Origin of the sequence: Pseudoduganella sp. SL102 (assembly GCF_027856995.1) — a bacterium.
In the GTDB taxonomy this organism is placed as follows: domain Bacteria; phylum Pseudomonadota; class Gammaproteobacteria; order Burkholderiales; family Burkholderiaceae_D; genus Rugamonas; species Rugamonas albidiflava.
In genome coordinates this window covers 56,091-78,667 of record NZ_CP115554.1, presented here as the reverse complement: position 1 = coordinate 78,667, position 22,577 = coordinate 56,091, and the positions used below count along the sequence as shown (strand labels likewise).

The window sequence follows — 22,577 nt, the reverse complement described above, 5'->3', positions numbered from 1 at the left end:
AAAGCCAAAAGCCCAGGGCCCTGAACCCTGAGCTCGCCCGTCACGGCGCGAGCAGGATCGTGTTGGCCTGCCGCACCACGGCGTGGATGCGTTCCAGCTCGTAGGCGCCGCGCTTGACTTCCTCGTGCGTGGCCGACAGGAACATCAGCGCCGACACCAGCTTGCTGGTCAGCGATTCGTGCAGCAGGGCGCGGTTGCGCGCATAGACATCCTGCTCGTGCGCATCGCACAGCAGCTGCAGCCATTCCACCTGCGCCGCGATGCGGCCGTCCAGGCCTTTCGATGCCGGCACCGCGGCATAGTTCAGCGCCTGCGGCAGGTACACGCAGTCGGCCTGCGCCAGCACCGCCAGCCAGGTGGCCACTTCCGGCAGTGCGATGTAGTCGCGGCCCAGGAAATGCCCGAAGCGCGGCCCGGCCAGCGCCTTGCGGAACAGCACGCCGCCAGGGCCGCCGGCGATATTCTGGCTGTTGGCCAGCATCAGGTCGCCCAGCGAGCGGCCGCCGATGCGTGTCTCGTTCGGGTACAGCGGGCCGTTGCCCTGGGCCGGCGTCAGGTAATTCCCCTGCGCATCCATCTGCTGGGTCCACGAGGCCACCATGCCCACGTTCGGCTGGGTCGCCATGTAGCCCATCATCACCGCCAGCTTCTGCGGGTGGAACAGGTCGCCCGGCGGCAGCAGCGCGATGAACTCGCCCTGGGCGAACCGGTAGGCGTTCTGCAGGTTGGCCGCCGCGTCGAGGCCCGGCGCGCGCAGGTAGCGCAGTTGCGCGCTGCGGCCCAGCAGCGGTTCCAGCGCTTCGCCGAGCGCTTCGCCGCGCGACGCATCGCTGATGACGATTTCCAGCCGCGGCCAGCCCTGCTGGGCCAGCGCCGTGCCCAGGCTTTGCAGCACCGCCTCGCTGCCGCAATCCTCGCCGGCGGCGATCAGCACGGAGACCAGCGGCAGGCGCACCGTGGCCGGTGCCGCTTCGGCGGCCGGCGCCGCCACGCGCCGGCCCAGCGCCACGCGCTCGTAGGCGTCTTCCAGGTCGCGCGCGAAGCGGGGCGTATCGAACAGCGCGCAGCTCAGCCGGTTGTCCACCAGCTGCCGCTTCATCGCTTCCACGCGAGCCCGGTCGCCGGCCAGGCTGACCGCCTTTTCCTCGTAGTCGCGCAAGTTGAAGGTGACCAGTTCCGGCAGGTCGGCCGCGCGCAGCAGGCTGCCCGCCATGCGCGACGAGAACGTGCGGTCCGAGCAGGTCAGCACCGGCAGGCCGGCCCACAGCGCGTCGCTGGCCGTGGTGCCGCCGTTGAACGGGATCGTATCGAGGAACAGGTCGGCGACCTGGAAGCGCGCCAGGTAATCCGCCGGCAGCGCGCGGTCGGCGAAGTGCAGCCGGCTGGCGGGCACGCCGGCCAGCTCGGCCTGGCGTGCCAGGTTGGTGCGCACCTGCTCGTTGTCGCCCACCACCCACAGCACGCTGTCCGGCACGCGCCGCAGGATCGCCATCCAGGTCTGGAAGATCTCCTGGGTGATCTTGAAGTTGTTGTTGAAGGCGCAGAACACGAACGCCTCTTCCGGCAGGCCGCAGCCGGCGCGGGTAGGGCGCGCGCCGATCCGGCGTTCGCGGTCGTTGACCTGGAAGGTGCGCGGCATGTGCAGCGGTTTCTCGGTGAAGTACGGCTCCAGCTCCGGCGGCAGCACGAACGGATCGGCGATCACGTAGTCGATCTGCGGCAACGCCGTCGTACCCGGCAGGCCCAGCCACGTGATCTGTACCGGCGCCGGCCGGTACGACAGGATGTTCGGCCGCGCGCCCAGCGTCAGGCCGTGCAGGTCGACCAGGATGTCGATCTCGTGCGAGCGGATCAGGCGCGCCGCTTCTTCGTCAGTCAGGTCGTGGATGCGCACATGCTGGTCGAAGCCGGCCACCACGCGGGCGCGCAGCGGCGAGCCATCGTCGTTGCTCCAGTCGAAGCCGAACATTTCGACGCGGGCGCGGTCGTGCAGGCCATACAGCTCGGCGGTGAGGATCGATACCGCATGCGAGCAGAAGTCGGAGGACAGGTAACCTACTCGCAGGCGCGTGTGTTCGTAGCCGGCCGGACCGGACAGCTGCGGCACGTCCTGGATCACCTTCTCGCGCACGAAGCGCTGGGCCGAGGCCAGCTGCATGGCCGGGTCGCCCGAACCGCTCAGCATGCCCAGCGCCGACGTGGCGGCCATCAGCTCGGCCTCGGGCACGCCGCTGGCGCTGCTGCTGAACACGGGCCACTTGCACTGCTTCTGGCGCAGGTGCACCCAATGCGTGATCACGTCCGGCTGGCGCGCATCGAGGTGCAGGCTGCGCGTGAGGGCATCCTCGGCGGCCGGGTAATCGCGCTGGATCTCCAGCAGCCGGCCGATATTGTTCAGTGCCTGGACCAGGAACGCGCGCTCCGCCGCGTTGGCGGGATCCGCGTATCCGACCACCACGCGCCACGCATCGAGCGCCTCCTGCGGGCGCTTGGCCCGCTCCAGCAGCGTGCCCAGGTTGAGGTGCCCTTCGGAAAAGCGCGGATGGTGCGCGATGGCGCTGCGGTAGGCCGACTCCGCCCCGGCGCTGTCGCCGCGCGCATTGAGCGCGATCGCCAGGTTGAACCAGGCGGCATAGGCCAGCGGCGACGGCGGCCCGGCCAGCCAGTCGCGATACAGCTGGATCGCCGTGTCCTGGTGCCCGTTCTGGTGCAGCTCGTGGGTCACCTGGAACAGGTCGACCAGCGGCAGCGTGCCCTGGGCAACGCCACGGCGGGCCTGTTCCAGGGACCTGGCGAGTTCGGAGGAGATGCTTGCTGGATTTGCCATGATCGACGGTCGAAGTTGGGAAAGGAACCCGCGCCATTCTAGCGATAAAAGACCCGGCATGGCGGCGCGGCACCGCGGCACGCAGTGGTCATCGCATTCGCGGATTCACCCGCGCTTTCACCAGCGCATCCGCCACCTCATGCGCCACCTGATTTGCCACCTGATTCGCCACCTCGTTTGCTCCCTTTGTCAGCGCGCCAATGTACCGGCTCCTGCTGGCCCATCCATCAATTGTCATATTGATCTCATCTCCGCCAATCAGGTGAACAGTGCACTGCTTGCACGCTTGTTCCGCCTACCGTGCGGCGGATCGAGGGGGCATAATAGTGCCACGGCAAATCCCGCCGATCCGATTACCTGGACACGCCAATGCTCAACAATAAGACGATCCTGATTACCGGTGGCACCGGTTCGTTTGGCAAGCAGTTCACCAAGACCATCCTGGAACGCTACAAGCCGAAGAAAGTCATCATCTATTCGCGGGATGAGTTGAAGCAGTATGAAATGGCCCAGACGTTCAACGCGCCGCAGATGCGCTATTTCATCGGCGACGTGCGCGACCAGGCCCGGTTGATGCAGGCGATGGACGGCGTCGACTACGTCATCCACGCCGCGGCGCTGAAGCATGTGCCGGTGGCCGAATACAACCCGATGGAATGCATCAAGACCAACGTGTATGGCGCGGAAAACGTGATCCACGCGGCCCTGGCCAACGGCGTCGAACGCGTGATCGCGCTGTCCACCGACAAGGCGGCCAGCCCGATCAACCTGTATGGCGCCACCAAGCTGGCATCGGACAAGCTGTTCGTCGCCGCCAACAACATGGTGGGCACCCGGCCCACGCGCTTTTCCGTGGTCCGCTACGGCAACGTGATCGGCTCGCGCGGTTCGGTGGTGCCGTTCTTCCGCAAGCTGCTGGCCGAGGGCGCGCAGGAACTGCCGATCACGGACGACCGCATGACCCGCTTCTGGATCACGCTGCAGGATGGCGTGGAATTCGTCATCACCAATTTCGCGCGCATGCATGGCGGCGAGATCTTCGTGCCGAAGATCCCGTCGGCCACGATGACCGACCTGGCCGTGGCGATGGCGCCGAACCTGCCGATCAAGATCATCGGCATCCGCCCCGGCGAAAAACTGCACGAGATCATGTGCCCGCTGGACGACTCGCACCTCACGCTGGAATTCCACGACCATTTCGTGATCCAGCCGTCGATCTCGTTCTCGCTGGAAGCCGACTACAAGATCAACAAGAAGGGCGAGACCGGCGTGCCGGTGCCCGACGGCTTCGAGTACAGCTCCGGCACCAACCCGGTCTTCCTCAGCGTCGAAGATATCCGCACGCTGATCGGCAAGGCGATGGCGGAAGCATGATCCCGTACGGCCGCCAGTCGATTTCGGAAGAGGATATCGCCGCCGTCGAAGCGGTGCTGCGTTCGGAATGGATCACCCAGGGGCCGGCCATCGGCGCGTTCGAGCGCGGGCTGGCCGCCTACTGCGGCTTGCAGGACGGTGGCGGCGTGGCCGTGGCCAACGCCACGGCGGCGCTGCATATCGCCATGCTGGCGCTGGGCGTGGGCCCGGGCGACGTGGTCTGGACTTCGCCGAACACCTTCATCGCCTCGGCCAACTGCGCGCTGTACTGCGGCGCCGAGGTGGACTTCGTCGACACCGACCCCGATACCTACAACCTGTGCGCGCGCAAGCTGGCGGAGAAGCTGGAACAGGCCAGTGCCGCCGGCCGCCTGCCGAAGGTGGTGATCCCGGTGCACTTCGCCGGCCAGTCATGCGACATGCGGGCCATCGCGGCGCTGGCGCAACAGTACGGCTTCCGGGTGGTCGAGGATGCGTCGCACGCGGTGGGCGCGGAATATGACGGCGGCAAGGTGGGCGACTGCCGGTTCAGCGACATCGCCATCTTCAGCTTCCACCCGGTGAAGATCCTCACCACGGCCGAAGGCGGCATGCTGATGGCGCGCGACCCCGCCCTGTACCGCCGGCTCCAGCTGCTGCGCTCGCACGGCATGACGCGCGAGGCCGGCGAGCTGGAAAAGCACGACGAAGGCGGCTGGTATTACGAGCAGAGCGATCTCGGCTACAACTACCGCATCACCGACCTGCAGGCGGCGCTGGGCCTGTCGCAACTGGGGCGGCTCGACCTGTTCCTCGAGCGCCGCCGGGCCCTCGCGGCACGCTACGACACGCTGCTGGCGGAATTGCCCGTGATCCGGCCCCGCCAGGCGGCATATGGCGTGTCGGCCTTCCACCTGTATCCGATCCAGGTCGACCCGGCACGCCGGCGCGCGGTCTTCGACAGCCTGCGCAGCCAGGGCATCGGCGTCAACGTGCACTACATTCCCGTGTACACGCAGCCGTACTACCGCAAGCTGGGCTTCCGCGCAGGCCTGTGCCCGAACGCCGAGCGATACTATGCCGGCGCCATCAGCCTGCCGATGTTCTACGGCATGACCGAAGCGGAACAGGACGAGGTGGTGGCGGCGGTGCGGAAAGCGCTCGCATGAGCCTGGCCGCGATGAAACTGGCTGCGACGAAACTGGCCGTGATTCCCGCGCGGGGCGGCAGCAAGCGCATTCCCCGCAAGAACATCAAGCCGTTCGCCGGCCAGCCGATGATCGCGTACGCCATCGCCGCGGCGCGCGACAGCGGCGTGTTCGACCGCATCATCGTCTCCACCGACGACGCCGAGATCGCCGCCGTCGCGCGCGCCCATGGCGCCGAAGTGCCGTTCCTGCGCGCGCCCGAACTGGCCGACGACCATGCCGGCACCGTGCCCGTGATCGCCGATGCGATCCGGCGCTGCGCGGAAGCCGGCTGGCATGCGGACCTGGTGTGCTGCATCTATCCGGGCGTGCCGCTGCTGCAGCCGCAGGATTTGCGCGATGCGCTGGCGCTGCTGGACGACGCCGATGCCGCGTATGCCTTCACCGTCAGCCCGTTCCCCGCCGCCGTGCAGCGCGCCCTGAAGCGCGGCGCCGGCGGCGCCATGGCGCCATTCTTTCCGGAACACGTGCACACGCGCAGCCAGGACCTGGAACCCGGCTATTACGATGCCGGCCAGTTCTACTGGGGCCGCAGCGGCGCGTGGCTGGCCGGCCAGTCGCCGCACCAGCAGGGCCGCGGCCTGGTGATCCCGGCGTGGCGCGCCATCGATATCGACACGCCCGAGGACTGGCAACGCGCCGAGCTGGCCTTCCGTGCCGCCATGGGCGTGGCCGGGAGCCCAGCTTGCGCATAGCGTTCCGCACCGATGCCTCGCTCGACATCGGCAGCGGCCATGTGATGCGCTGCCTGACGCTGGCGGCCCGCCTGCGCGATGCCGGTGCCGAAGTCGTCTTCCTGTGCCGTGAACATCCCGGCAACCTGGTGGCGCTGCTGGAAGGGCGTGGATTTGCCGTGGGCGTGCTGCCCGCCGGCGGCGCCACCGAAGACGATGCCGGTCCGGCGCATGCCCGCTGGCTGGGCGCGCATTGGGAAGATGATGCACGCCAGACGATCGCGGCGCTGCCGTGGCGGGCCGACTGGCTGGTGACCGATCACTACGGCATCGACCAGCGCTGGCAAGGCGCGCTCCGGTCGCACGCGGGCCGCATCCTCGTCATCGACGACCTGGCGGATCGCCGCCACGATTGTGACTGCCTGCTCGACCAGAACCTCACCGAACTGGGGGCTGCGCGCTATGCGGGGCTGGTGCCGGCCGGCTGTACGCTGCTGGTGGGGCCGCATTACGCGCTGCTGCAACCGCAATACGCGGTGCTGCATGCCCGGGCCCGCCCTCGCGAAGGCGCGGTGCGCAGGGTGCTGGTGTTCTTCGGCGGCGTCGACCGGGATGGCTTGACCGGCCGGACAGTGCGCGCGATCCTGGCGCTGCGGCACCTCGAACTGCGTGCCGATATCGTCGTCGGTCCCGCCAACCCGGCGCTGCAAGACCTGCGCGAACAGTGCGCGCACGATGGCCGGATCACGGTGCATGCGGCGCTGCCGAGCCTTGCGCCGCTGATGATGAGCGCCGACCTGGCGGTGGGCGCCGGCGGGGCGACGAGCTGGGAACGGCTATGCCTGGGGCTGCCCTGCCTGGCGGTGACACTGGCGGAAAACCAGGTGGAAACGACGCGGCTGATGGCGCGGCAGGGACTGGTGGAATGGCTCGGTTCCGCGGAAGAAATCACCGAGACCGTCATCGCCGATGCGCTGGCGCGCTGGTGCGAACGGGGGATCCCGGCGGGATGGCTGCGCGATTTCGGCACGATCGACGGCCGCGGTGCCGACCGCGTGAGCGATGTATTGCTGGGTACTTCAAGGGAACATGGCATGGGTGCAGAAGATGAGTAAGGCCAGCGTGCAGAGCGTGCGCTTCGCGCCGCTGCTGGAACAGGACGCGGCCGGGCTGGAACGTATCCGCGAGCTGCGCAACGCGCCGTCCGTGCGCGAGCACATGTATTCGGACCATGAAATTACAGCCGACGAACATGCCCGCTGGCTCGACAGCCTGCGTGGCAACGAGGCGCAGCTCGCATGGGTTGTTCTGTATCATGGCAGCATCGAAGGGCTGGTATCGCTCAGCGCGATCCGCCCCCGGCACCGGAGCGCCGAGTGGGCGTTTTACCTGAGCCCGGAGATGCAGGGCAAGGGCGTCGGCGGCGTCGTCGAGTTCCTGCTGCTCGACCTGGCGTTCGGGGCGTGCGCGCTTGAAAAACTCAATTGCGAGGTGCTGGCGACCAATCCGAAGGTCATCGCGATGCACCAGAAGTTCGGCTTCACGCTGGAGGGCACGCGGCGCGCGAACGTCATCAAGGCCGGCCAGCGCATCGACGTCGCGCTGCTCGGCATCCTGGCAGGGGAGTGGCAAATCCAGCGGCCCCGTTTTGCCCGCCTGTACGGCGCAGAAAACTAGAGAAGGACTATCATGCAGATCGAGCATCGCCAGATCGGATTGGCGCATCCGCCTTTCATCATTGCCGAAATGTCCGGCAACCACAACCAGTCGCTGGACCGCGCGCTCGAGATCGTGGACGCTGCCGCGGGCGCCGGCGCGCACGCGCTGAAGATCCAGACCTATACGGCCGACACCATGACGCTCGACGTCAACGGGCCGGGCTTCGTGATCGATGATCCAAAGTCGCTGTGGTACGGCCGCACCTTGCACGACCTGTACCACGAGGCGCACACGCCATGGGAATGGCATGCGCCGATCTTCGAGCGCGCCCGCAAGCACGGCATGATTCCGTTCTCCACGCCGTTCGACGACAGCGCGGTGGATTTCCTGGAAAGCCTGGACGTGGCGTTCTACAAGATCGCATCGTTCGAGAATACCGACCTGCCGCTGATCCGCCGCGTGGCGGCCACCGGCAAGCCGATGATCATCTCGACCGGCATGGCAAGCGTGGCCGAACTCGATGAAACGGTGCGCACCGCGCGCGCCGCCGGGTGCCAGGACCTGGTGCTGCTCAAGTGCACCAGCAATTACCCGGCCACGCCGGAGAACACCAATGTGTCGACGATCCCGCACATGCGTGCGCTGTTCGGCACCGAGGTGGGGCTGTCGGACCATACCATGGGCGTCGGCGTGGCGGTGGCGGCGGTCACGCTGGGCGCGACCGTGGTCGAGAAACACTTCACGCTCAGCCGCGCCGAAGGCGGCGTCGATTCGGCCTTCTCGCTGGAGCCGCACGAATTGCGGTCGCTGGTGGTCGAGACCGAGCGCGCCTGGCAGTCGCTCGGTACCGTCAGCTACGGGCCGACCTGCGCCGAGAAGCCATCGCTGCAATATCGCCGCTCGCTGTACGTGAGCCGCGACATCGCGGCCGGCGAGCGGCTCACGATGGACAACGTGCGGGCCATCCGGCCCGGCATGGGCCTGCCGCCGAAACACCTGGAAAAGGTACTAGGCCGCAAGGCGAAGACCGGGCTCGCGCGCGGTACGCCGCTGGCCTGGGACCTGCTGGATTAAGGGGCAAGCATGCAACGTGTCTGTATCCTCGACTACGGCTCCGGCAACGTGAAGTCCGTGTTCAACCTGTTTGCCGCCGTGGGCGCCGATGTGGCGATCTCGAACAGCGCGGCCAGCATCGAAGGCGCCACGCACGTGGTGCTGCCCGGCGTGGGGGCATTCGGTGCCGCCATGCGGCGCATCCACGAACGCCTGCCGCTCGACGTGCTGGAGCGCGTGGTGCGCCAGGGCGGCAAGCCGTTCCTCGGCATCTGCGTCGGCATGCAGGTGCTGGCCGACCGCGGCTACGAGTTCGGCGAGACGGCCGGCCTGGGCTGGATCAGCGGCAGCGTGCGCCAGCTCGATTCGGGCGAGTTCCCGCTGCCGCACATCGGCTGGAACAATATCGACGTGCGCCAGCCCAGCCCCCTGCTCGACGGCCTGGAACACGCGCCCGATTTCTATTACGTGCACAGCTTCGCGTTCGATGCGACCGATCCCGCCACGGTGCTGGCGACCACCGGCTACGGGCAGGAGTTCGCGGGCGTGATCGCGCGCGACAATATCCATGGCGTGCAGTTCCATCCTGAAAAAAGCCAGCGCGCGGGCATGCGCCTGGTGAAGAATTTCCTGGCGCTCTCATGAAAAAACATCGTGTGATCCCCGTCCTGCTGCTGCGCAATGGCTTCCTGGTCCAGAGCAAGCAGTTCAAGCGTTACCAGAACCTGGGCAACCCGGTCACCGCCGTGAAGCGCCTCAGCGAGTGGGGCTCGGACGAGCTGGTGTACCTCGACATCTCGCGCGACGATACCTACGACATGCGGCGCGACGACCTGGGGCATGCCAACCGCAGCAGTGTGCTCGACATCATCGAAGACGTGTCGAAGCATGCCTTCATGCCCATTACCGTCGGCGGCCGGATCCGCTCGCTGCTGGACATCGAGCAGCGCCTGGCCCTCGGGGCGGACAAGATCGCCATCAATACCAAGGCGATCGACGAGCCGGACTTCATCACGGCGGCGGCGCGCGAGTTCGGCGCCCAGTGCATCGTGGTGTCGATCGATGCCCGGCTGGAGGAGGATGGCGTGCACCGCGTGCGGCGCGACGGCAACCGCGAGGCGACCGGCATGAGCGCGGCCGAGTGGGCTCGCCGCGTGGAGACGCTGGGCGCCGGCGAGATCCTGATCAACTCGATCGACCGCGACGGCATGAAGAACGGCTACGACCTGGCGCTGCTGGACACGGTCAGCTCGGCGGTGCGGATTCCCGTGATCGGCTGCGGTGGCGTGGGCGACTGGGAGCACCTGGCCGAGGGGCTGCGCGAGACCCGGGTTGACGCGGTTGCCGCCGCCAACATCTTCCATTACAGCGACCAGAGCGTATATCTGGCGCGACAACACCTGTACGGCGCCGGCCTGAACGTGCGTTCGCCGGAACTGCTGGACATCTGAGGAGCCCATCATGAACTACCGCCGCATGCAATACTGCGCCCGCTGTACTTACCCCTTCGTTGCCGTGAACCTGGCGGTCGACGACGACGGCATCTGCAGCGCCTGCCATACCGCCGAAGCGTTCGAGGAACTCAGCCCCGACTTCTGGGCGCAGCGCAAGGCGCTGTTCGAGCGCAAGATCGAGGAACTGCGCCGCAACAAGGATGGTTCCGACTACGATTGCATCATCCCGGTCAGCGGCGGCAAGGACAGCTACTGGCAGACCCACATCATGGTCAAGGAATACGGCCTGAAACCGCTGCTGGTGACCTACCACGGCAACAACTACCTGCCGGAAGGGAACTACAACCGCGACCGCATGCGCGAAGTGTTCGATTGCGACCACCTGGTGATGGGCCCCAGCGTCGAAGCGCTGAAGAAGCTGAACCGGCTGTGCTTCCGCAAGATGGGCGACATGAACTGGCACGGTCACTGCGGCATCTTCACGTTCCCGATCCAGATGGCGGTGCGTTTCAATGTGCCGATGATGATCTGGGGCGAGATCGCGTGGGATATCTCCGGCATGTTCGATCCGAACGATTTCGTCGAGTTCTCCGCCCGGGTCCGCCACGAGCACGGCCTGCGCGGCTTCGAGTGGTACGACATGCTGAACGACCCGCAGGAGCCGCTGAAGGAAAACGACCTGATGTGGGCCAAGTACCCCAGCGACGAGGCGATCGTGAAGACCGGCGTGCGCGGCCTGTACATCGGCAACTTCTTCAAGTGGGATCCGTACAAGCATACCCAGCTGATGAAGGACCTGTATGGCTGGAAGGAATCGGAGCGCCCGTTCGACCGCACCTATCGCCGCGCCTCGAACCTGGACGACCGCTACGAGAACGGCATCCACGACCTTCTCAAGTTCGTCAAGTTCGGCTATGGCCGCGGTTCCGACCACAGCTCGAAGGATGTGCGCACCGGCTACATGACGCGCGAGGAAGCGGTCGAGATGGTGCGCAAATATGACCACGTGGTGTCCGACGACCTGTACTACTGGCTCGACTATGTGAACATGACGGAAGAGGAATTCTGGCGCACCGCCGACAAGTTCCGCGATCCGCGCGTGTGGTGGATCGAGAACGGCAAGTGGTACAAGGACAATATCTGGGGCGATTCGTCGGCCTACGGCGAAGTGCATTTATCCCAGGCCGAGCAGGAACGCTTCCTGCGGAAGTGACGACGATATGAAAACGCTGACCATCGCCATCCCCACCTACAATCGGTGCGACATGCTGAAGGCAACGCTCGATTCGATGATCGCTGCGGGGATCCACCATGTGCCGGGCGTGGAAATCGTCGTGCGCGACAATGCATCCAGCGATGGAACGTACCGCATGCTGGCCGACTACAAGCGCGAACACGGAATCCAGATCAGCAGGAACGCCCGCAATGTCGGCATGAACGAGAATATCGGTGGCTTGCTGATGTCATGCACCACCGATTACTTCGTCATCACGTCGGATGAAGATCCGGTGCGGCACGATGGCCTGTTGCAACTGATGGCTTTGCTCGAGGGGAACAGTTTCGCCTTTGCCAGTACCGTATTCGTCAGCCATGGGCAGCTGTACCGGGGCCGTACCGGTAACGCCGTGCCCATTCCCGCGGCCGATTTCCACTACTGCAGTTTTTACCTGTCCGGCCTGGTATTCAATACAACCCTGGCTCAGGCGGCATGGGAAGAAAATTCGTCGTTCCTGTATGACCGCCGCTGTATTTATCCGCAAACCTTCACGGTCTGTGTCCTGCTGGCGCGGTATGGCTGCTATTACCTGCCGTTCGAACTCTGTTATGTCGGCGGCGAGTCGGACATGAATGCACTGGGCGAATATTGGGTGCCGGCGGCCCGGATTGAACAGAACTCGATTCGCGAGGAATTCCTGAACGCGAAGATCGCAGGGGCCACGAGCGACACGGAACGCGCTGTTTTTCAGGCCATGGCCGCAGTTCAGGTTTATCGCTAGCAGCCAAAGGAGTCCATGTTCCTTTCCGGCCAGGCGCCGCTGCCTGGCGGGGAAGCATTCGCGTCAAGCCTGGCATCGCATGCCGGATGGTCCGTTGGTAACCACCTTGCAAAACGGTCCCGGCCTGTCAGGATTGCGTTTTGTCGAGGAAGGCGGCAATGCCCTGGTCGATATCCACCTTTGGCTTCCAGCCAGGAAGCAGGCGGTAGTCCTGCCAGGGTGTCATCACTTCACGCGGCCGGTACGGCCGCCCCCCCCAGTCGATGGCCAGCGGAAGATTGCTGATTTTCGAAAAGCGCTCCGCGAGCGCCCTGAGCGTCAGCGGCGCGCCCGAAGACACGCCATATTCTTCCATGCCACCGACGACACCTGCCAGCAGACGTGTGATGGCGACCAGAAAAGCATCGACAACGTCGTCGATATAGACGAGATCGATCAACTGCTCGCCGGGCGACATCGACAGTGCCGTTTTCTCCCGTGCCGCATTCTTCAACAGGTGCATCAGCTTTGGCCGTGGATCGCCGGGCCCGTAGGTATCGAACAGTTTCAGCGTGATCACCTGGAGGCCGGCACTGTCGACGTAAAAGCGCAACAGTGCTTCGAACGCTTCCTTGGTCGCGGCATACAGGCAGACAGGACGATACTTTTCGCTGTGGAAGTATTGCCAGGACGTGCCGGCGTTGACGAGGTGCCGCACGCCGGTGACCTGCATTGCCTCGGCCAATTGAGCACCGAATACCACATTCGACTGCAGCAGCGGCACAATGTCTGCCGGACAGTGCTGGGCAAGGAACAGCGATGCCAGGTGCACCACCACCCTCGGGCTGGCCTTGTGCATCAGATCAGTCATGCCGGCCGTGGTGCCATCGTGAACCAGCCCGGCAACGCCTTCAGGCAGTACCGCGGCCGGATCCCGGACCACAGCGTGAACCTGCCAGCCATCAGCCACCAGGCGCCGTGCGACATGACTGCCGATAAAACCCGTTGCGCCGGTAAGGAGAATGGAGTCGCCCATCATGTACGTCCGGATTGAAATTTGAACGGACTGGCGAACCGGTCGAACGGTACCAATGCGCTGTCGCGCGGCGAAATGACAGGTTCGCGGTCCGGCCAGGGAATCCCGGCCGAATCCCAATGCACGCCGCTGTCGCTCTCGGGTGCATGGATCGTGGTCACCTTGTATGCCACCAGGGCCTGCTCGCTGAGCGCATAGAAGCCATGAGCGAGTCCCGGCGGGAGGTACAGCATGTTGGCCTTTTCCGCACTGAGTTCGAGCATCACGTGCTGGCCATGGGTCGGCGACCCGAGGCGCAAATCCAGGGCCACGTCCAGGATTGCCCCATGCGGGCAATACACCAGCTTGGCGTGGTCGTGCGGCGGCGTCTGGAAATGCAGCCCACGCAGGACGCCACGCCGCGACAGGGTGTAATAGTCTTCCGCGAAGTGGCTGGCCAGCCCGCGGGCCTGGAACAGCTCCTCGTGGAAAACCTTGACGAAGCTGCCACGCTGGTCGCGAAAAACGCCGGGAGACAGCTCGTAGCAGCCGTGGATCGAAGTGGGCGAGAAAACCATGGCGTTCCTAGAAGTTCACGCCGAAGTATGCCTCCAGCTTCTCGATCACATAGTCGAGCATCTCGCGCGTCAGGCCGGGGTAGACGCCGACCCAGAAGGTGTCGTTCATCACACGGTCTGTATTGACCAGCTCGCCTGATACGCGGTAGGTGCGCCCGATCATGTAGGGCTGGCGCGTCAGGTTGCCGGCGAACAGCAGCCGCGTGCCGATCTTGTGCTGGTCCAGGTAGGTGAGCAGGTCCACCCGGGAAGTATTCGCTTCCGGCTTCAGCGTCATCGGGAAGCCGAACCAGGAAGGATCGGAGTGCTCGGTCGCTTCCGGCAGGATCAGGAATTCGCTGCACGACTGCAGCCGCTCCTTCAGGTAGGCGAAGTTGTCCTTGCGGGCCTGGATGAAGCCGGCCGCGCGGTCGATCTGGGCCAGGCCGCAGGCCGCCTGCATGTCGGTGATCTTCAGGTTGTAGCCCAGGTGGCTGTAGGTGTACTTGTGGTCGTACCCTTCCGGCAGCGTGCCCAGCTTCCAGCAGAAGCGCTTGCCGCAGGTGTTGTCCTTGCCGGGCGGGCAGTAGCAATCGCGGCCCCAGTCGCGGAACGACTCGGCGATCTGCTTCAGCTCGTAGTTGTCGGTGAACACGGCACCGCCTTCGCCCATCGTGATGTGGTGCGCCGGGTAGAACGACATGGTGCCGATGTCGCCGAAGGTGCCCACCATCTTGCCATGGTAGGTCGAGCCGAGCGCGTCGCAGCAATCCTCGATCAGCCACAGCTTGTACTTCTTGCACAGCGCCGTGATGACGTCCAGGTTGTACGGATTGCCCAGCGTATGGGCCAGCATGATCGCCTTGGTTTTCGGCGAGATCGCCGCTTCCAGCTTCGTCACGTCGATGTTGTAGGTGCCCAGTTCCACGTCGACGAACACCGGCACGGCGCCGAACTGGATGATCGGGTTGACGGTGGTGGGGAAGCCCGCCGCCACGCCGATCACTTCGTCGCCCTGGCGGATCGCGCGCTCGCCCAGCTTGGGCGACGTGAGCGTGTTGAACGCCACCAGGTTGGCCGACGAGCCGGAATTGACGGTGATCAGGTGCTGCACGCCGATCAGCTTGGCCAGCCTGGCCTCGAACAGGTCGTTGAAGCGGCCCGTGGTCAGCCAGGCGTCAAGCGACGCTTCCACCATCAGTTCCATCTCCGGCGCGCCGACCACCTTGCCGGCCGGCGGGATCACTGTCACCCCCGGTTCGAACGGCTTCGGCTGGCTGGCCAGGGCGCCGTACTGCGCCACCAGCGCGATGATCTGCTCGCGCAGTTGTTCCTTGTTCTGTCGGTCACTCATGGTTGTTCTCTTGGTTGTGCGAAGTGTCTTGCGAAGTGTGCTGAGAAGTGTGCTGAGAAGCGTGCTGAGAAGCGTCCTGCGAAGTGTCCTGGTACGCGGCGATCTGGGCCAGCGTGAAGGCGCGCATGTCCTGCCCGGCGGCATGGGCCTTGTGCCAGGCCACGATCCGGTCGATGGCCTGGCCCAGCGCCCAGCGCGGTTGCCAGCCCAGGCGGCTGCGCGCCTTGGAGCAGTCGAGCTTCAGGTAATGCGCCTCGTGCGGCTGGGGCGCGCTGTCCAGCTCCCAGGCGGCGCCGGCGCCCCAGCTGCCGCACAGGCGCTCGACGATCCACTGCACCGGCTGCGCGTCGACGTCCTGCGGCCCGAAGTTGAAGCCTTCGGCGCAGGCCGGCCCGTCCTGGTACAGCCGCTCGGCCAGCGCCAGGTAGCCGGACAACGGTTCCAGCACGTGCTGCCACGGCCGGATCGCATGCGGGCTGCGGATGCGTACCGGCCGGCCGGCGGCGATGGCGCGCACCATGTCCGGGATCAGCCGGTCTTCGGCCCAGTCACCGCCGCCGATCACGTTGCCGGCGCGGCCGGAGCCGAGCGCCACGCCGTGTTCCTTGTAGCGCTCCGGGTTGAAGAACGACGAGCGGTAGGCGCTGGTGACGAGTTCGGCACAGCCCTTGCTGTTGCTGTACGGGTCGTAGCCGCCCATCGCCTCGTTTTCGCGATAGCCCCACGGCCACTCGCGGTTTTCATAGCATTTGTCGCTGGTGACATTGACCACGGCGCGCACGCCCGGTGTGGCGCGCACCGCCTCGAACAGGTGCACCAGGCCCATCACGTTGGTCGCATAGGTTTCCACCGGGTGCGCATACGAATAGCGCACCAGCGCCTGCGCCGCCATGTGGATCACGATGTCGGGCCGGACCGCCGCCAGCGCGCCGCGCAGCGCCTCGGCATCGCGGATATCGCCCGCCAGGGATTCCATGCCGGCCGCCACGCCCGCCACGTCGAACAGGCTGGGCTGGCTGGGCGGGGCCAGCGCGAAGCCGGTGACGTGCGCGCCGAGCGATTGCAGCCAGAGGCTCAGCCAGCTTCCCTTGAAGCCCGTGTGGCCGGTGAGGAAGACGCGCTTGCCGCGCCAGAAGCCGGGATTCATGGCCAGCGCTTCCACGGCGCCCGGCCGCTTTGCCACAGCTCTTCCAGGTGGATCTTGTCGCGCAGCGTATCCATCGGCTGCCAGAAGCCGGCGTGGAAGAAGGCGTCGATCTGGCCATCGCGGGCCAGTCCCTCCATCGGTTCCTTTTCCCAGATCGTGGCATCGGCGTCGACATAGTCGATCGCCTTCGGCGACAGCACGAAGAAGCCGCCGTTGATCCAGTTGCCGTCACCCTGCGGTTTTTCCTTGAAGCGCACGATGCGGCTGCCGTCGATCTCGATGGCGCCGAAGCGGCCTGGCGGCTGCACGGCCGTCATCGTCGCCAGCTTGCCGTGGCTGCGGTGGAAGCCGATCGAGGCGGCGACGTCCACGTCCGACACGCCGTCGCCATAGGTGAAGCAGAACGCTTCCTCGTGCTCGACGAATTTCTTCACGCGCTTCAGTCGGCCGCCCGTCATGCTGTCGTCGCCCGTGTCGACCACCGTGACGCGCCACGGCTCGGCATTGCGGGTATGCACTTCCACGCTGTTGGCCTGCATGTCGAAGGTGACGTCGGAGGTGTGCAGGAAGTAGTTGGCGAAGAATTCCTTGATCACGTAGCCCTTGTAGCCGCAGCAGATGACGAAATCGTTGATGCCGTGCGCCGAGTAGCTCTTCATGATGTGCCACAGGATCGGCTTGCCGCCGATTTCCACCATGGGCTTCGGGCGGACACTGGTTTCTTCGCTGAGCCGGGTGCCCAGGCCGCCGGCAAGGATGACTGCTTTCATGTTGGCTGCTCTCAAAGATAGGCGCGCAGCGGTGCCGCATCGCGGAAGGCACCGGCATAGGCGGCGAATTGCTGCAGCTTGAACGCATGCAGGTTGGCCGGGTCGCTGGCGAAGCCTTCCATGCGGAACAGGATTTCCTCGACGGCGCCACGGGGGATGATGTCGGTGCAGGCGATCACCGCCTCGTACTTGGCCAGCGCCTCCGGGATCGGATTCAGGATCGGGACGTTACGGCGCAGGAATTCCAGCTCCGCCGTGGTGGGCGCGTCGTACATCAGGCACAGGTCGATCTCGGCGGCGAACTGCGACAGCGGCTTGCGCATGTTCGCGGCCAGCGTGTCGGCCGGGATGCCGGTGGCTTCGGCCACCATTTCGTATATCGAATGGCCGGGCCGGCTGCGCACTTCCAGCGCCACGCCATGGCGGCGGCACCAGTTAGCCACCAGGCGGATGCCATCCATGAATGGTTGCCAGCCACCGACCATTACGCCGTTCAGGGTGATTGAATTGAGCAGCAGGCCCACCGTGCGCAAGCCATGCGGCAGCACAGTGAAAGCCGACAGCGTTTCGGGGAATGCCAGCTTGTGGTGCGCCACGCGGCGGCCGGCGCCGTCGTTCAGGCTGGCCCCCTGCACCGGATGGACCAGGCAGGCGACATTGTCGGCGCTGAACTGGATGTCGGCGATCGTCTTCGAGTGGGGGAAGAACAGCACGGGGATGCCTTCCGCATCGGCATAGGCGATCAGCGGGCCGTGGAAACCGGCGTCATGGTCGCACAGCAGCATCTTGCGCGGCTTGCGGCCGGCAAAGAAGTCGTGCAGCAGCAGATAGGTAAGCAGTTGGGTTTCGTACAGGCTGGTGAGCTGTTTCGCCTGCCGTTCGCGGTAGGCGTCGACGCGGATATGCGGCGCCAGCACGGCATCGATGCGCGCCTGCACATGCGGCAGCAGCAGGTTAAGGGTGTTGCGCACGTTTTCCGGAACGATGCGCAGCAAGTCGTGCTTGTGGCCCAGCCCCACGTCATGCGCAGCGGGCACAGGCGTATCCCAGTACTTCGCGCGGATATTGATGATGCGCCGGCCGCTGGCCTTCAGCTCTTCTTCCAGCATGGGCACGTCGTGCATGCAGGTGGGCAGGTGCGTGAGCAGATCCCAGCGTTCGCTGCGGTCATCGCCTGCCAGCAGCGCCGGCAGTGCACCGGTCTCATCAGGACGAGGCTCATAGGAAAAGGCTTCGAGGGCGACGCCGGCGCGCGACAGCGCTTCCAGCACACACAACGCCGGCACGAACGAGGGCCAGAAGAAATTGGCCGGGTTGTCATTCAGCAGCACCATGGCCTTGCGCGAGCCGAACAGGCCGGCGTAGTGCGCGGCGATGTATTCGCCCAGCGCCGAATACCAGCGCAGGGCGATCAGCAGGTAATACCAGTTCAGGTGCAGCCAGGCAAAGCTGCGGACACCCGGCAGGACCGGGCCGAACAGGCCGAACAGATCGGCCTCGATTGCCAGTGCCTCTTCTCGGCTGCCATTATGCAAATCCGGAAACGTCGGCGCCCCCGGGAAGTCGACATATTCGGCCTGTGGCAAACCGGCAGCCTTCAACTCGTCCAGCACGGACGGGTCGAAACAGGCCACCCGGCAGCCTGGGCCCAGCCGGGTGGCGGTAGTGATGACACCGGGAATATCCTGCGAACTGAGTACGATGACGACGTGGTCCATCTGCCTGCCCGGTGGTCAGCGCTTGAGGACGATTCCCTGGCCAGTCGGCAGGGGGAACACGCGGTAGTTGCGCTCGGCGAACCAGGCATCCTCGGCAATCTTCTGCTGGCGGTACTGGCCACCCCATTCGTAGTCGTCGAGAACGATCATGCCGCCGGGGACCACCCGGTCGAACAGGGCATCGAGCACGGCGATCTCGAATTCGGCGCTGTTCAAGTCGATGTGCAGCAGGGCGATGCGTTCCGGCGAATTGCCTTCCAGCGATTGCGGCAGCAGGCCCTGCACCAGGCGCACATTGTCGTAGCCGGCGAAGCGCTGCTGGATCTCCTGGTACAGGCCGGTGGTCTGCCCTTCGAAGGCATGGTGCTCGACGGGGTTGTAGTCGAACGTGTCGTAGCCCCAGAAGGTCTTGTCGAAGTTTTCCTTGCCGAAGTAGTCGACGATGGTCTTGATGCTGGTGCCGCGGTACACCCCGCACTCGACGAAATCGCCGTCGATCTGGGCGCAATGGAAGGCTGCGCAGGCGAGGATGTAGCGGCGCCAGGCGATCGCGCGGTCGGCATCGTTCTGGCAGTTGTTTTCCCAGGCGGCGACGAAGCGCTTGTCCTCGAACGGCGAATTGCTCTTGCCCCAGGTGAACAGGTTATCGCCCAGGTAGGTGCCGGGCACGCACAGCGCCTGGGCCTCCTGCATCAGGGCATAGAAGCGCTGGGGATCGGTCAGGCCCCATACCGTGCGGACCATGAAGTTGAGGACGCGTTCGGGATGTTCGATGGGCGTGAATGGCGGCAGGATCATGGGGCTCTTTCGACGCGGAGTAGGGCACACGGCCGGTACCGCTGATTAGTTTTCTTGTGGCAAGTATTCTAAGCGATAACACTGGGCGACAACATTGGGCTACAAAACACCGGGCGATTGCGTTGGGCGTACAAAACGCTGGGCGATTGCATTGGGTTACAAAACGCCGGGCGGTAGCACTGGCAACATCACCAGGCGAATAACAGTCACCTGGCAAACAGTCACCTGGCAAACAGTCACCTGGCGGCTCGGCCGGCCCCGCCTGTACGGTCATTCCACTATACGCCGCTTTGATACCGCACAAAACAGCGCACAAAAGGGGATTCACCCCTCATACCTCCTGCTGAGCACGGCAGGCGCACCGGCGCGAACCTCCGTTCACGCCGCCACCGCCCGCACCATGTACTGGTAGGGCAGCGCATCCTGCTGGGCCAGTGCCGGATCGGTGCCGGCCACGGCGGCCAGCTGGCCGATCGCGGCGAGCACGGCCGGCGTGGGCTGGTGCGCGTGCACCGCCGTCATCTCCACCACGGCAAAGCCGCATTCGCGCAGCAGCGCGGCCACCGAGGCGCGTGTGAACAGGTGCAGGCTGCGGCGCTCCGGCACGCCGCCGGCCTGGTAGTGGAAATTGCCGGAAGCGAGCAGCGACTGCAACAGCCAGTTCTGCGCATTGTTCACGCAGGCGATCACTTCGACCCGGCCCAGCGCCTGGCGGCGCAGCTGGTGCAGGAAGGCCCAGGGATCGCGCAGCCGTTCCAGCGTTTCCGGGAACAGCCAGCACTGGGCGGGGGCGGCCTGCCGCCAGTGCTCGGCGGCCATCGCTTCAGGGTCGGCAACGATGCGCGCCGTCTCCCAGCCATCTGCCGCGGCATCGCCGGCGATCGCGATGAAATGCGAGTGCGGTTCGCGCGCGCGCCATGCCTGGGCCAGCGTGGCGCCGCCCACCTCGACAACGCTGTGCATGCCCGGCCGCATCAACGCCAGCATGCTGTTCTGCTGCACGCTGAGCTGGCCCGGCGAAGGTTCTGGCACCGCGTGCGCGCGGATCGGATCCGGTTCGTCCGACAGGGGCACGCCGGCCGGGCGCTTCACCACCGTGGCCAGCAGGTCTTCGTAGTCGCGCACGAAGCGGGGCGTGTCGAACAGCGGGCTGGCATCGCGGTTGGCGGCCAGGCGGGCGCGCAGGCCGGCCATGCGCGCCGGGTCGGTGGCCAGCGCCACGGCGGTTTCCTCGTAGTCCGCCAGCGCATGGGTGACCAGTTCGGGCAAGCCGACCGCATGCAGCAGGCTGCCCGCCATGCGCGAACAGAAGGTCTGGCCGGCCCAGGTCAGCACGGGCAGGCCTGCCCACAGCGCGTCGCTGGCGGTGGTGCCGCCATTGAAGGGATGCGTGTCGAGGAACAGGTCGGCCAGCCGGAAGCGCGCCAGGTAGTCGGCAGGCGCCACGCGGCTGGCGAACAGCAGCCGGTCGCTGTCGACACCGCGTGTCTGTGCCTCGCGCAGCAGGTTGGCGCGCGTGGCGTCGGAGTCGGCCACGATCCACAGCACGCTGTCCGGCACCCGCTGCAGGATGCGCATCCAGGCGCCGAACACCTCGGGGGTGATCTTGAAGTTGCTGTTGAACGAACAGAACACGAAGCGGTCCGCCGGCAGGCCGCTGGCCGCGCGGTCGACCGTGGCGCCGATGGCGCGCTGGCGGTCGTTGACCTGGAACGTGTGCGGCATGCGCAGCGGCTGTTCGGTGAAGTGCGGCTCGAGTTCGGGCGGCAGCACGAAGGCATCGGCCACCACGTGGTCGACGCCGGGAATCGCCGTCGGCCCGGGAAACCCCAGCCAGGTCAGCTGCACCGGGGCCGGACGCCAGCCGAGGATTTCCGGCCGTGCGCCCAGGGTGAGGCCATGCAGGTCGACCAGCACGTCGATCTCGTGCGACCGGATGCAGCGCGCGGCTTCCTCGTCGCTCATGCGGTCGATGCGGATGTAATGGTCCATCGCCCCCACCACGCGGGCGCGCAGCGGCGAATTGTCCTCGCGACTCCAGGAAAAGGCGTAGACCTCGACGCGCGAGCGGTCGTGCAGTTCGTACAGTTCGGCGGTGAGGATCGACACCGCGTGCGAGCACAGGTCGGACGACAGGTAGCCGATGCGGACGCGCTTGTGCGGATAGCCTTCCGGCGGTGCCAGCGCGGCGCCGGCCTCGGCCACTTTCTCGGCGATGAAGTGGCGCGACGCCGCCAGCTGACCGGCCGGATCGCCCGACGCGCCCAGCATGGCCAGCGCGGAGGTGTGGCGCCGCATCATGTCCAGCGAGACGCCGCCGAACGGCTGGTACACGGGCCAGCGGCACAGCTTCTGGCGCAGGTGCACCCAGTGCGTGATGACGTTCGGCTGGTCCGGGTCCAGTTCCAGGCTGTGCGTGAGGATTTCCTCGGCTTCGGGCAGGCGCCTGAGGATTTCCAGCAGGCGGCCCAGGTTGTTCAGTGCCTGCAGGTGCAGCTTCGGCTGGGCGGCCAGGTTCGGCCCATCGGCCAGGATGGCCTGCCAGGCGGCCAGCGCGTCGTCCGGCCGGCCGAGGCGTTCGTACAGCGTGCCCAGGTTCAGGCGCGCCTCGATGAAGCGGGGATTCGCGGAGATCGCCTTGATATAAGCGCGCTCGGCGCTGGTGTCGTTGCCCACGCCGCTGTAGGCGATCGCCAGGTTGAACCACACGGCATAGGCCAGCGGCGAACGGGTATGCTCCAGCCATGCCTCGTACAGCCGGATCGCCGCGTGCGGCGCCCCTTCATCGATCAGCGTTTGCGCCCCCTGGAACAGTTCCCCGAGCGGCAGCACGCCCCGTTCGGCCTGGCGGAACAATGCTTCGGGAGTCGCGGCTACGCTCATCTGTGGTGGTATCTCTCGAGGGTGTAAGTGAAGCGTAATCGTACTCGGGAGACGGTGGCGCCAGCGTGGATTTCGTGGTGTTTTGGCAACTTCGCCGTCCTGCGGCGCCGCTCCGCCGAACTCGGTAAGAT

Annotated in this window: 19 protein-coding genes; 10 read left to right on the top strand and 9 right to left on the bottom strand. The window is 65.8% G+C overall.

Annotated features, from left to right (window positions below):
- Window positions 1-40: 40 nt before the first annotated feature.
- Window positions 41-2,827, bottom strand: coding sequence for a glycosyltransferase (locus OU994_RS00350; protein WP_281609168.1), 2,787 nt, complete (start codon window positions 2,825-2,827; stop codon window positions 41-43).
- A 369-nt stretch (window positions 2,828-3,196) separates the two neighbouring features.
- Here OU994_RS00350 and pseB point away from each other — a divergent pair, with 369 nt between their 5' ends.
- The 10 genes from pseB to OU994_RS00300 are packed head-to-tail and all read left to right on the top strand — an operon-like array spanning window position 3,197 to window position 12,225.
- Window positions 3,197-4,201 (top strand): UDP-N-acetylglucosamine 4,6-dehydratase (inverting), encoded by a 1,005-nt coding sequence (gene pseB / locus OU994_RS00345; protein ID WP_281609167.1) that lies wholly within the window; start codon window positions 3,197-3,199, stop codon window positions 4,199-4,201.
- Window positions 4,198-5,349 (top strand): UDP-4-amino-4,6-dideoxy-N-acetyl-beta-L-altrosamine transaminase, encoded by a 1,152-nt coding sequence (gene pseC, locus OU994_RS00340; protein ID WP_281609166.1) that lies wholly within the window; start codon window positions 4,198-4,200, stop codon window positions 5,347-5,349. The genes pseB and pseC overlap by 4 nt, the downstream gene beginning before the upstream one ends.
- Entirely contained in the window at window positions 5,346-6,083 is a 738-nt protein-coding gene (gene pseF / locus OU994_RS00335; RefSeq protein ID WP_281609165.1) for a pseudaminic acid cytidylyltransferase, read from the top strand. The genes pseC and pseF overlap by 4 nt, the downstream gene beginning before the upstream one ends.
- Window positions 6,074-7,177 (top strand): UDP-2,4-diacetamido-2,4,6-trideoxy-beta-L-altropyranose hydrolase, encoded by a 1,104-nt coding sequence (gene pseG, locus OU994_RS00330; protein ID WP_281609164.1) that lies wholly within the window; start codon window positions 6,074-6,076, stop codon window positions 7,175-7,177. Before pseF ends, pseG begins: the two co-directional genes overlap by 10 nt.
- Window positions 7,170-7,739 (top strand): UDP-4-amino-4,6-dideoxy-N-acetyl-beta-L-altrosamine N-acetyltransferase, encoded by a 570-nt coding sequence (gene pseH, locus OU994_RS00325; protein ID WP_281609163.1) that lies wholly within the window; start codon window positions 7,170-7,172, stop codon window positions 7,737-7,739. The genes pseG and pseH overlap by 8 nt, the downstream gene beginning before the upstream one ends.
- 12 nt (window positions 7,740-7,751) lie before the next feature.
- Window positions 7,752-8,795, top strand: a complete 1,044-nt coding sequence (pseI, locus tag OU994_RS00320; protein ID WP_281609162.1) for a pseudaminic acid synthase — start codon at window positions 7,752-7,754, stop codon at window positions 8,793-8,795.
- 9 nt (window positions 8,796-8,804) lie between these two features.
- A complete protein-coding gene (hisH, locus tag OU994_RS00315) occupies window positions 8,805-9,419 on the top strand; it encodes an imidazole glycerol phosphate synthase subunit HisH (RefSeq protein WP_281609161.1) in 615 nt (204 codons plus the stop codon).
- Entirely contained in the window at window positions 9,416-10,225 is an 810-nt protein-coding gene (hisF, locus tag OU994_RS00310; protein WP_281609160.1) for an imidazole glycerol phosphate synthase subunit HisF, read from the top strand. Before hisH ends, hisF begins: the two co-directional genes overlap by 4 nt.
- A 10-nt stretch (window positions 10,226-10,235) precedes the next feature.
- Window positions 10,236-11,441, top strand: coding sequence for an N-acetyl sugar amidotransferase (locus tag OU994_RS00305; RefSeq protein ID WP_281609159.1), 1,206 nt, complete (start codon window positions 10,236-10,238; stop codon window positions 11,439-11,441).
- Between the two features lie 7 nt (window positions 11,442-11,448).
- On the top strand, window positions 11,449-12,225 hold the full coding sequence (locus tag OU994_RS00300; protein WP_281609158.1) for a glycosyltransferase: 777 nt from the start codon (window positions 11,449-11,451) through the stop codon (window positions 12,223-12,225).
- 127 nt (window positions 12,226-12,352) lie between these two features.
- Here the strand turns inward: OU994_RS00300 and OU994_RS00295 are convergent, their stop codons facing one another.
- The 8 genes from OU994_RS00295 to OU994_RS00260 form a co-directional block, all read right to left on the bottom strand.
- The gene (locus OU994_RS00295) at window positions 12,353-13,243 is read right to left on the bottom strand and encodes an NAD(P)-dependent oxidoreductase (RefSeq protein ID WP_281609157.1); all 891 of its coding nucleotides are present in this window, start codon (window positions 13,241-13,243) and stop codon (window positions 12,353-12,355) included.
- Window positions 13,240-13,797 carry a dTDP-4-dehydrorhamnose 3,5-epimerase gene (rfbC, locus tag OU994_RS00290; RefSeq protein ID WP_281609156.1) on the bottom strand — a complete coding sequence of 186 codons (558 nt, stop codon included), beginning with the start codon at window positions 13,795-13,797 and terminating at the stop codon, window positions 13,240-13,242. Before rfbC ends, OU994_RS00295 begins: the two co-directional genes overlap by 4 nt.
- Window positions 13,798-13,804: 7 nt before the next feature.
- Entirely contained in the window at window positions 13,805-15,130 is a 1,326-nt protein-coding gene (gene rfbH, locus OU994_RS00285; RefSeq protein ID WP_281609155.1) for a lipopolysaccharide biosynthesis protein RfbH, read from the bottom strand.
- Window positions 15,123-16,277 (bottom strand): CDP-glucose 4,6-dehydratase, encoded by a 1,155-nt coding sequence (rfbG, locus tag OU994_RS00280; protein WP_281611552.1) that lies wholly within the window; start codon window positions 16,275-16,277, stop codon window positions 15,123-15,125. Before rfbG ends, rfbH begins: the two co-directional genes overlap by 8 nt.
- A complete protein-coding gene (gene rfbF, locus OU994_RS00275; RefSeq protein WP_281609154.1) occupies window positions 16,274-17,047 on the bottom strand; it encodes a glucose-1-phosphate cytidylyltransferase in 774 nt (257 codons plus the stop codon). Before rfbF ends, rfbG begins: the two co-directional genes overlap by 4 nt.
- Before the next feature lie 11 nt (window positions 17,048-17,058).
- Window positions 17,059-18,765, bottom strand: coding sequence for a hypothetical protein (locus OU994_RS00270; RefSeq protein ID WP_281609153.1), 1,707 nt, complete (start codon window positions 18,763-18,765; stop codon window positions 17,059-17,061).
- A 15-nt stretch (window positions 18,766-18,780) separates the two neighbouring features.
- Window positions 18,781-19,563, bottom strand: a complete 783-nt coding sequence (locus OU994_RS00265; protein WP_281609152.1) for a TylF/MycF/NovP-related O-methyltransferase — start codon at window positions 19,561-19,563, stop codon at window positions 18,781-18,783.
- Window positions 19,564-19,941: 378 nt separating this feature from the next.
- A complete protein-coding gene (locus OU994_RS00260; protein ID WP_281609151.1) occupies window positions 19,942-22,446 on the bottom strand; it encodes a tetratricopeptide repeat protein in 2,505 nt (834 codons plus the stop codon).
- Window positions 22,447-22,577 lie beyond the last annotated feature (131 nt).

Coding starts and splice junctions, on each gene's coding strand:
- rfbC (WP_281609156.1), bottom strand. CDS start 13,797: ATGGTTTTCTCGCCCACTTCGATCCACGGCTGCTACGAGCTGTCTCCC.
- OU994_RS00305 (WP_281609159.1), top strand. CDS start 10,236: ATGAACTACCGCCGCATGCAATACTGCGCCCGCTGTACTTACCCCTTC.
- rfbG (WP_281611552.1), bottom strand. CDS start 16,277: ATGAATCCCGGCTTCTGGCGCGGCAAGCGCGTCTTCCTCACCGGCCAC.
- rfbF (WP_281609154.1), bottom strand. CDS start 17,047: ATGAAAGCAGTCATCCTTGCCGGCGGCCTGGGCACCCGGCTCAGCGAA.
- pseI (WP_281609162.1), top strand. CDS start 7,752: ATGCAGATCGAGCATCGCCAGATCGGATTGGCGCATCCGCCTTTCATC.
- pseC (WP_281609166.1), top strand. CDS start 4,198: ATGATCCCGTACGGCCGCCAGTCGATTTCGGAAGAGGATATCGCCGCC.
- hisH (WP_281609161.1), top strand. CDS start 8,805: ATGCAACGTGTCTGTATCCTCGACTACGGCTCCGGCAACGTGAAGTCC.
- rfbH (WP_281609155.1), bottom strand. CDS start 15,130: ATGAGTGACCGACAGAACAAGGAACAACTGCGCGAGCAGATCATCGCG.
- pseF (WP_281609165.1), top strand. CDS start 5,346: ATGAGCCTGGCCGCGATGAAACTGGCTGCGACGAAACTGGCCGTGATT.
- pseB (WP_281609167.1), top strand. CDS start 3,197: ATGCTCAACAATAAGACGATCCTGATTACCGGTGGCACCGGTTCGTTT.
- pseH (WP_281609163.1), top strand. CDS start 7,170: ATGAGTAAGGCCAGCGTGCAGAGCGTGCGCTTCGCGCCGCTGCTGGAA.
- hisF (WP_281609160.1), top strand. CDS start 9,416: ATGAAAAAACATCGTGTGATCCCCGTCCTGCTGCTGCGCAATGGCTTC.
- OU994_RS00270 (WP_281609153.1), bottom strand. CDS start 18,765: ATGGACCACGTCGTCATCGTACTCAGTTCGCAGGATATTCCCGGTGTC.
- OU994_RS00350 (WP_281609168.1), bottom strand. CDS start 2,827: ATGGCAAATCCAGCAAGCATCTCCTCCGAACTCGCCAGGTCCCTGGAA.
- OU994_RS00300 (WP_281609158.1), top strand. CDS start 11,449: ATGAAAACGCTGACCATCGCCATCCCCACCTACAATCGGTGCGACATG.
- OU994_RS00260 (WP_281609151.1), bottom strand. CDS start 22,446: ATGAGCGTAGCCGCGACTCCCGAAGCATTGTTCCGCCAGGCCGAACGG.
- OU994_RS00265 (WP_281609152.1), bottom strand. CDS start 19,563: ATGATCCTGCCGCCATTCACGCCCATCGAACATCCCGAACGCGTCCTC.
- OU994_RS00295 (WP_281609157.1), bottom strand. CDS start 13,243: ATGATGGGCGACTCCATTCTCCTTACCGGCGCAACGGGTTTTATCGGC.